At 69.7% G+C, this 6,285-nt stretch carries 6 protein-coding genes and 1 pseudogene; 2 read left to right on the plus strand and 5 right to left on the minus strand.

Features of this window, described 5'->3' with window-relative positions; translation table 11 throughout:
* The 4 genes and pseudogenes from WH07_RS40025 to WH07_RS30160 form a co-directional block, all read right to left on the minus strand.
* Positions 1–281 (minus strand): annotated as a pseudogene (locus WH07_RS40025) (hypothetical protein); the annotation flags it as partial.
* Between the two features lie 398 nt (positions 282–679).
* Positions 680–1,522: a helix-turn-helix domain-containing protein gene (locus WH07_RS30150; RefSeq protein WP_046506904.1), complete on the minus strand. Its 843-nt coding sequence runs from the start codon at positions 1,520–1,522 to the stop codon at positions 680–682.
* Positions 1,519–2,055, minus strand: coding sequence for a DUF6879 family protein (locus tag WH07_RS30155; RefSeq protein ID WP_046506907.1), 537 nt, complete (start codon positions 2,053–2,055; stop codon positions 1,519–1,521). The genes WH07_RS30150 and WH07_RS30155 overlap by 4 nt, the downstream gene beginning before the upstream one ends.
* Before the next feature lie 4 nt (positions 2,056–2,059).
* The gene (locus WH07_RS30160; protein ID WP_046506909.1) at positions 2,060–2,263 is read right to left on the minus strand and encodes a hypothetical protein; all 204 of its coding nucleotides are present in this window, start codon (positions 2,261–2,263) and stop codon (positions 2,060–2,062) included.
* A gap of 486 nt (positions 2,264–2,749) precedes the next feature.
* Between WH07_RS30160 and WH07_RS30165 the strand changes: the two genes are divergently transcribed.
* The gene (locus tag WH07_RS30165; RefSeq protein ID WP_046506912.1) at positions 2,750–3,994 is read left to right on the plus strand and encodes an MFS transporter; all 1,245 of its coding nucleotides are present in this window, start codon (positions 2,750–2,752) and stop codon (positions 3,992–3,994) included.
* Positions 3,995–4,111: 117 nt separating this feature from the next.
* On the opposite strand, the gene WH07_RS30170 is transcribed toward WH07_RS30165, so the two are convergent.
* Entirely contained in the window at positions 4,112–4,987 is an 876-nt protein-coding gene (locus tag WH07_RS30170) for a glycosyltransferase family 2 protein (RefSeq protein WP_079023680.1), read from the minus strand.
* A 371-nt stretch (positions 4,988–5,358) separates the two neighbouring features.
* On the opposite strand from WH07_RS30170, the gene WH07_RS30175 reads away from it, so the two are divergent.
* Positions 5,359–6,231, plus strand: a complete 873-nt coding sequence (locus WH07_RS30175; protein WP_046506921.1) for a helix-turn-helix domain-containing protein — start codon at positions 5,359–5,361, stop codon at positions 6,229–6,231.
* Positions 6,232–6,285 lie beyond the last annotated feature (54 nt).

Here is a 6,285-nt window from a genome sequence, read left to right on the forward strand (position 1 = left end):
CGGGTCAGGTTCAGGAGGGCACCGGCGCGGGCCTGGTCGGCGGGGTCGGCGAGGGTGAAGCGGCCGACGTGCAGGCGGGTGTGGCCGTACATGACCCCGCCGAGTTCGACGGTCCGCTCGACCTCCATGGCCCAGGCGGCGTGCGGGAGTTCGAGCGTCCCGGGCTTGGGCACGGTACGCGCGCTCCACCCGACGGAGATCAGCCAGCACGCCTCGGCGAACCCCTCGGTCCCGGTCGACCCGTACATCAGCGCGGGCTGGTGCCGCGCGGCGACGTCCATAAGGCTGAGGTCGGCAACGCCGGGCACGGACACGTACCCGACAAGCGCGGTCTCCCCGTACGCGCCCCGGGTCGTATAGGCGACAACCCCATACCGACCGGGCCACCGCTGCAACAACCGCACCACAGTCACCCTGCCCTCACCGGTCAGCCGCCCCATCACGCCCGCGCTCCCGTCGCCGCTCCTCACCCGACCAGCCCGCCGTTGTCCCCACACCCGGACGACGGATTGGACCCACCGCCGTCGCCGTCCTCAATGTCAGTATTGTCCGGGTCGCCTTGAGGGGCCGCTTCTCGCTTCCAAGTCACCATGAATGGGACGTTAGGGATGTCAACGGCGCGCCCGACGGGCGATTGCTCGCAATTGCGCCGGGGGTTGTGCGGCTTGCCGCGTTCGGGTTACGAGCGCGCCAGCGCGGCCTGCGCACGCGCAAGGAGGCGGTGGGCCGGGGGCCCGTACACCGCCGCGCTGTTCAAGCGATCCCAGATCCGCCCGTACAGCTCGACGTCGTGCGCGGCGTCGAGCCGCAGTTCGACGCTGGCCGTCTCCACGGTCACGCGCCGCTCGTCGAGGATCCAGAAGCCGTGCTTCGCCGTGGAGGTCATGGGGGCGCCGAGGGGGATGATGCCCAGCTCGATGTTGTCGCGGCCGATCAGCCCGGCCAGGCGGTCGACCTGTGCTGCCATCGTGTCGCGCGGGCACAGCAGAACGTGCAGCGCGGCCTCCCAGAGCAGGACGCGGAACGTCTTCCCCGGCTCGTAGAGCACGTCCTGCCGCTTCATGCGCGCGCGGACGGCGTCCTCGGTGTCGCGCGGGGAACGGTGTTCCGTCGCGCTGTGCAGGAAGACATGGCGGGCGTAGTCCGGCGTCTGGAACAGGCCAGGGACGACCCCGGCCTCGTACCCGCGCCAGGTCGTCGTCGCGCGCTGTTCGGCGCCGATGCGGTCCTGGATCGCGCGGTGGCCGGCGGTGAGCTGGCGCCGCCAGGACTGGTGCTGGAGCTCCAGGTTGCGGAGGCGGGCCAGCAGGTCGGCGGTGGCGTGCGGCGCGGCGACGGCCAGCGCCCAGGCTTCGAGGTCGGCCGCGGCGGCGGTCTGCTTGCCGTTCTCCAGGCGGGAGATCTTGGATGGCTGCCAGCCCAGCAGGAGCGCGAGCTGTCTGCCGTTGAGCCCGGCATCGGTGCGCAGCTCACGCAGCCGCGCACCGAGGGCGATCCTGGCGCTCTGGAAGTCCGTGCTCACATGGCCGACGGTACCCGGGCCTGGAAGTCGGCCGTGGCGATCGCGAAGTGCCAGGCGGCATCGCGCACTTGGCAGGCGCGGACGACTTCCGCCGGGTCCTCGATGACGTGCACGCCTTGCGTCTCGCCGTCGGGGTTGAAGTCGAACTTCACGACGGTCCGGGAGTCGAACAGCCAGAAGTCGTAGTCCGGCAGACCGTGCCGGACAGCGTCGGCGCGGTAGAGGTTACGGATGTCCTCCCCGGCCTCGACGTTCCCGAGCCCGCTGGCGAGAAGAAACCGCTGCCCGTCGGTGGGCGGATCGTCGACGAGCCGTACGCGCTCGAACCGCTTACCGGCCTCGGCGGCGCGGCGGACCATGGCGTGCCAGGGGTGGTGCGGCTCGTACCCGAGACGCTCGCCCGCGACCCAGCGCGGCCACTTCTTGCCCGCGCGGTCGCTGGCGTAGCCGCGCTGGGTTTCGAGGCGCCAGGCGGTGTGTTCGAAGTCCTCGAAGAGGTGGGTGATGTCCTCGAAGGGGATCAGATCAGTCACGGGTCTACTCCTTGGGGGCGAAGCGGGTGAGCAACTCGCGCGGGACCACGACGAAGGTCTCCGAATCCTTGACGTCGCGGAGCTGTTTCAGGTGCTCGGGATCGGTGAGCCGCTCGCCCTGGACGACGATGTCGCCGGTCTCCGCCACCTCGTAGAGGGTGGGGCATTCGCCGACTTCGGAGGTCGTGCCTAAGAACCTGAGTGTCATGCGGTCCTCCATTCTGGCTGGTTGACACCAGAATGCGGTGCCTGCCTGCGGTGCGGCTGCCGATTGCGCGGAATTGCGCGGGCGCGGGCGGTGCGGGGCGGTGCGTGCAACGCGGTGTGTGCCGGGGGCGCTTGGCCGGGGGCGGCGGCCCGTGGGCTGGCGGCGATCACTCGTTCGGGGGAGTGCCGCATACCTGGTACCGCATACGGAAAGTCACTCTCCGTAAAGATGGTGTTGCTTTGCGTGAAGGGGGAGGGTCATGGAACGCCCGCTGGGAGCGCGACCGGCCCTGCCCGCAGGCCGGTTGGTCTGGCGCACGGGCAACATCAAGCGCGTACGCGAAAGGCTGCACATCCTGTGGTGAACCCACGCGCACGATCGAGAGCGACGAGAGCGACCAGGCCTCCGTCCCCCGTACCCGCCCCCGCACGCACTCCCGCAAGGCCCGCCGCCGGCGGTCCGGGAAAGCGGGAGAGTCCGCGTCGGGTGGCCGTCGCGAGCTTTATCGGCAACACCATCGAGCTGTACGACTTCTTCATCTACGGCATGGCCGCGGCGCTCGTCCTCGACGACGTCTTCTTCCCCAACCTCTCCCCCCTCAACTCCACACTCGCGTCGTTCTCCACGTACGCGGTCGCCTTCCTGGCCCGCCCGATCGGCTCGGTCGTCTTCGGGCACTTCGGCGACCGCGTCGGACGCAAGTCCGTCCTGGTCGCCTCGTTGCTGCTGATGGGGCTGTCCACGGTGATGGTGGGGCTGCTGCCCGGCTACGCCACGCTGGGGAGCTGGGCACCCGCGCTGCTCGTGCTGCTCCGCTTCCTCCAGGGGATCGGGATCGGCGGCGAGTGGGGCGGTGCGGTGCTGCTCGCCGTGGAGCACGCGCCCCGCGGGCGGCGCGGGCTGTACGCGGCGTTTCCCCAACTCGGCCCGCCCGTCGGCTTCTCCGCCGCCACCGGCGTCTTCTGGCTGATGTCCGCGTCGCTCGACGAGGCGGCCTTCGCGAGCTGGGGATGGCGCGTTCCGTTCCTGCTGTCCTTCCTGCTGGTCGCGGTCGGACTGGTTGTACGGCTGAAGATCAGCGAGACCCCCGTCTTCGCACGGTCCGTGGCGCACCGGACGACGAGCAGGGCACCCATGGCGGAACTCCTGCGGCGCCATCCGCGCGAACTGCTGCTCGGCGCGGGCGCCATGGCCGTCGTGTACACGCTCTTCTACTCGTCGATGACCTACGGCTTGTCGTACACCACGACGATCCTGGGCATGCCACGCAATACGATGCTGGCGCTGTCGCTGATCGCCTGCCTCTTCCTCGCCACCGCCATCTGGCTCGCCGCCACCCGCTCCGACACGGCCGGCCGGCGGAAACTGGTGCTGACGGGCTGCGGACTGGCCGCGGTCTGGGGCCTGTTGCTGTTCCCGCTGCTCGACACCAGACACCCGGTGGTGATGGCGGTGGCCATGGGCGGCGCGGTGTTCTGCGTGGGTGTGACGTCCGGCCCGATGGGCGCGTTTCTGCCGGAGCTGTTCCCCGCCCGTGTCCGCTACTCGGGCGCGTCCCTCTCGTACAACCTGGGCGGCGTCCTGGGCGGCGCGGTCTCCCCACTGGTCGTGCCACGCCTCCAGTCCGGCTTCGGCTCGGCGTCGGTGGGCTGTTACGTCAGCGCGATGGCCGTGGTCTCGCTGCTGTGCGTGCGCGCGCTTCCGGAGACCCGGGAACGCGAACTGGACTAGGTCCGGACAGGGGCCAGGGCCTCTCGCTCGGCGTATGTCTGCAAGTCCTGGGTGAACCCGGACAGCGCGGGCCGGTCGTACCGCCGGGGCCGTCCCGTACCGCCAGGGGCGGCCCCCTCAGATCACCGGCGGGCGCCCGAGCGCGGTCATCCGGCCCACCGTCCGCCAGCGGATCGGGCGGCGGGTGCCGCAGGCCGTGCGGATTCCCTCGTAGAAGCCGCCGAACCACGCCCGCAGGCCGCTCGCCGAACGGGTACGGGCCACCGTCAGCAGGATCCAGTTGCCCAGATAGACCGGGACCAGCGGGGCCGGGAGATGGCGGCGGGCGAGCCAGACGCGGTTGCGGGCGGTCATCCGGTAGAACTCCGCGTGCCGCGCGGGCGAGGTGCGCGGGTGCTGGAGGACCAGTTCCGGTTCGTACCGGATCGTCCAGCCCGCGTCCAGCGCCCGCCACGCCAGATCGGTCTCCTCGTGCGTGAAGAAGAACTGATCCGGCCAGCCGCCGATCTCGTCCAGCATCCGCATGGACAGCGCGTGACCCCCGCCCAGGAACGTGGTCACCTCCCCGCCCCGCATCGGATCGTCCACCCGCAGCCGCGGTACGTGCCGCCGCGCCGTGAACCCCGTCTCGTCGGCGATCCGGAAGCTGATGACGCCGAGCCGCGCGTCCGCCTCGTACAGATCGGCGACCCGTGAGATCACATCGGCCTCGATGAGCAGGCCGTCGTCGTCCAGGTCCACCAGTACGTCCACGTCCCCGGCCGCGCGCAGCTCGCGCAGGGCGACATTGCGCCCGCCGGACACCCCGAGATTCCGCTCCAGCTCGATCCCGACGACCCCGGCGGGCAGCTCGGGCAGCGGTGCGCCATTGCCGACGACCACGATCCGCGCGGCGGGCTCCCGCTGCTTGGCCACGGAATCGAGCAGGGCCCGCAGCTCCACAGGCCGGGTTCCCATGGTCAGCACGGCCACACCCACGCGCGGTCGGGACACGTCCGGATCACCCAGCTCTCGGTCGACGGCGGAAACAGCGCACAAGCGGAACAGCAGAAACGGCGGAACAGCGGACAAGCGGAAACAGCGCACAAGCGGTACGGCGGAACAGCGGGCACAGCGGTACGGCGGAACTCGATGCTAACCGCCGATGGACACTCAGCGGCCACTGCAAGGTATCCCGTGCGATGTCGTAAGTTCATCTTTGCCTCCGAATGGAGGGATGTTTAGCCCGCTTTAGTGCGATATGACCAGGGCGCGACCGCCCGTAACTCCCGTACGTTCACGGCCCGTCCGCCCCAAGCCCCCATGTCCTGGACCCGGCCCCTGTGGGAGACTGCTCCTATGGCGCTGGTGTTCGGTGGTGGGGTGTGAGCGAACCGCGTTCTGCGCCTACCATCGGACAGATCGTCCTCAGCAGACAGTTGCAGACCCTCCGTGAGCAGGCGGGTCTCACGCGTGACCAGGCCGCAAAACTGCTGCATGTGACCGCCGCGACCATACGGCGTATGGAGATGTCCGAGGTCGGGCTCAAGATCCCGTACGTCGAGATCCTGCTGTCCGCGTACGGCCTCACGGACACCGAGCGCGCCGAATTCGTCCGGCTCACCGAGGAAGCCGTGAAGCCCGGCTGGTGGCAGCGGTTCTACGACGTGCTGCCGGACTGGTTCGGCGGCTATGTGAGCCTTGAGGGAGCGGCGAAGACCATCCGCTGCTACGAACCGCATTTCGTACCGGGGCTGCTCCAGACGGAGGACTACGCGCGTTACGTGCTGAAGTTCGGCGAGGTCGGACGGTCCGATCCGGCGCGCGTCGAGCGACGTGTCGCGCTGCGGCTGGAGCGGCAGAAGCTGCTCACGCGCGCGGAGTCGCCACCGGTCTTCTGGGTCGTCATGGACGAGACCGTGCTGCACCGGCCGGTCGGGTCGTCCGAGGTGATGCGCGGCCAGATAGACCACCTGCTGGCGATGGCCGACCTGCCCAATGTGACCATCCAGATAGCCGAGTTCGCATCCGGGCACCACCCCGGCACGTACAGCCCGTTCGTCCTCTTCCGCTTCGCGATACCCGAGGTGCCGGACATCGTCTACATCGAGTATCTGACCGGCGCGCTGTATCTCGACAACGCCGGCGAACTGTCCGAGCACAAGGAAGCGATGGACCGGATGGTCGCGCACGCGGAGTCCGCGGGGCGGACGAAGGAGATCCTGGCGCGTTTCCGCAAGGAGATGTGGGGACTGTGACGTATCCCCCTTGCCCCGCCACGCCCTCTTGCCCTGCCGTGCCCCCGTGCCTCC

Origin of the sequence: Streptomyces odonnellii (genome assembly GCF_000981895.1) — a bacterium.
GTDB classification, from domain to species: domain Bacteria; phylum Actinomycetota; class Actinomycetes; order Streptomycetales; family Streptomycetaceae; genus Streptomyces; species Streptomyces odonnellii.